At 29.5% G+C, this 2,468-nt stretch carries 2 protein-coding genes; both read right to left on the bottom strand.

Features of this window, described 5'->3' with window-relative positions; translation table 11 throughout:
- Positions 1-213 precede the first annotated feature (213 nt).
- Positions 214-1,299: a DNA adenine methylase gene (locus tag BUC11_RS16445; RefSeq protein ID WP_084129752.1), complete on the bottom strand. Its 1,086-nt coding sequence runs from the start codon at positions 1,297-1,299 to the stop codon at positions 214-216.
- Positions 1,283-2,149: a type II restriction endonuclease gene (locus BUC11_RS16440; RefSeq protein WP_073355781.1), complete on the bottom strand. Its 867-nt coding sequence runs from the start codon at positions 2,147-2,149 to the stop codon at positions 1,283-1,285. The genes BUC11_RS16445 and BUC11_RS16440 overlap by 17 nt, the downstream gene beginning before the upstream one ends.
- Positions 2,150-2,468 lie beyond the last annotated feature (319 nt).

The raw sequence follows: 2,468 nt of genomic DNA, 5'->3' as shown, positions 1-2,468 counted from the left end.
GAGTACTACCATCACTTTGAAACGCCTAAAACAACGTGGTTATCACTCATTAACAGATGTTTACATCGAACTTAACCCATCTCTTTGCGAACCGCCGAATACGTGACCCGTACGTTCGGTGGTGTGAGAGGCGCACTCCGTCAGTTACTGGCGGAGCCGTCTACTCGATTGTAGGAAGCCCCTTTACGTAAATATTTGTTTTGAATTTATCAACTATTCCGCTACAATTAAAATTTCGGAAGATTTTTTATTACTTAATACATATTTCATTTCATTACTTTCGTGAATAGTTATTTTTTTACCATTAAGTATTAAAATATCCTTTATCCTTTCAATTGAAGGAATTCCATCGGAACGATATGATATAACAATTATACTTTCTTTGAATTGTTCGATTAAAGACTCAAATGCAAATTCAATTTTATCTTTCTTATTCCAATCAGATTTTTTTAATTGTAATCTTTTATGTTTTGATTTTGGGTCTATCATTTCTTCCCAATCGTCATAATTCATTATTCCTTCTAGAAAATGATAAAAATCTAAATAGTCTAAGCCAATACCATTTTCTGAAATATATGGACTGTCAATGTAAACAAGGTCGAAATTATTTTTTATTGATGAAATATCTTTATTAATGGAAATGTTCTCTTTAAAATTTGAAAAAACAGCATTATTAGCTTCTTGTATGAAGTTTTTGAAATGTGCATCAAAAGGCGTATCCCACGTTACTTTATTCCCAAAGCTTCTTTTGACTTCTTGAAAACGTATGTATAGATTTTTTCTATGGAATAAGTTATAAGGTCTTTTTATGATACAAGATTGGAATAATGCAAAAAAAGCTATAGCTTTTTTATATTCATTTGGAAGCAGTCTTATATTAGTTATAACCATATCTAACCATTTGTTTTCATCGTCGGTGTAATAAACATCATTAAATGTTATTTCGATGAAATTTGGATAATCTATATCTTCGTGTTTTGTTAAAATAAAATCCAAATCTTCATTATCGATTTTTTCATTATCGTTTTCAATCAGTGCTTTACCTATGATATGATTAAAAAATAAAATATCATTATAAGTAACAATTTTTTCATTTTTTTTCATTTTATATGCTACTACGGAAGTACCGCCAAAAGCATCCAATACTGTATCGAATTTTAAATCTTTAATGCAATTCCATATCCAGTCAACATATTTCAATTTACTTCCTTGGTATCTAGTTGTAGGAAATTTTGAAACTGTTGGCACAGAAAATAGTTCTGTTTGTAATATATTTATACTATTATTCAATGTCTTCATCCTCTTCTTCTACATTAGGTTCTTCCTCATTGAGCTCATTTATTTCATCTTGATGTTCTTTAAGAACATCAATTCCTCTTTGTTTATATTCTAAATAAGTTTTTAAGTTAATATAAGGTCTTTCAATTTCTAATGCTTTAGCCATATCTTTAGTTAGATAATACATCCAGAAATCATTGTAAATTTCCTCTCCAAGTTCTGAAAATATTCCTTTTCCATTTATTAAATAGTCTAAATTTATTGTTGCACCAATATTTTTTGTGTTACCACTTCCCGGACTTGCAGATGCTATTTTATATTTTGGTTGAACAAAAAATTGAAAATCTTTTATAACAGATTCAATGTTTTCAATTTCATCTAATTTATAAATAATTTTTTCATTTTGACTTACTTTGTTTTGTTTGTAAACAACACCTAAAACTAGATGTGCTTCATAAGAACTATAAGGATAAGAAATGTTTTTTGTACTAGTTCTGTTTCTAAAATAACCAGTGAAAGCACCAAGTGTCATACTTTTGATTTTATTCGCAGAATCAATAAAAGTGCTTTTTATATCCACGGCGAATTTAGCTCCAGTTTCTTTACAAATAAATGTTAAATCTGGATAAAAGTTTTGTTGTGCAGGAAGTTCTAATTCTAAGTTATGCTTGACTGCAAAGTTTTCGAAGGCTGGTATTAATAATAGTTCAATGACTTTTGAAACGACTTTGGTATCTATTGAAATGGTATAGATGTTTTTGTAAATATCAATAAATCCTTTGACAATCCAATCTCCTTTATCTGTTGCAATTATTTCATTGAATCCTTTGACTTCTTCTTGAAGTTCTTGTAAAATTTGTTCTTTGTTCATACACAAAAGTAATAATTCAGTTGGTTTTTAGATGTAGATTTTAAAAAACTTTAAGTTCAGCTTTGTAGTTGTTGTTTACCGTAATGTTGATGTGGGGTTTCCTACAACGTCCCCGCGCTTTGCGCTGTTGCGAGCTTCGGAACTGCTTATTTTCTGCTAAGATAAGATTTCTAGCGAAAGATAAACGTCCGGCTTGCACAAAATTCGCAATAGCGCAAAACGTGTGTTGAACTAAACCTACGGTAGTGTTTTGCCTGAAAATGTTAGTCCTTTGTAAATATATATAAAACAAATTAAGATGACAAAAAAAAGAAGATGA

The sequence above is a fragment of the Flavobacterium xanthum genome, from assembly GCF_900142695.1.
Taxonomy (GTDB): Bacteria; Bacteroidota; Bacteroidia; order Flavobacteriales; family Flavobacteriaceae; genus Flavobacterium; species Flavobacterium xanthum.
This window is presented reverse-complemented; position numbering and strand designations above follow the sequence as displayed.

Excerpts from the sequence above, each read along its gene's own strand:
- BUC11_RS16445 (WP_084129752.1), bottom strand. The coding sequence starts at position 1,299 with ATGAAGACATTGAATAATAGTATAAATATATTACAAACAGAACTATTT.
- BUC11_RS16440 (WP_073355781.1), bottom strand. The coding sequence starts at position 2,149 with ATGAACAAAGAACAAATTTTACAAGAACTTCAAGAAGAAGTCAAAGGA.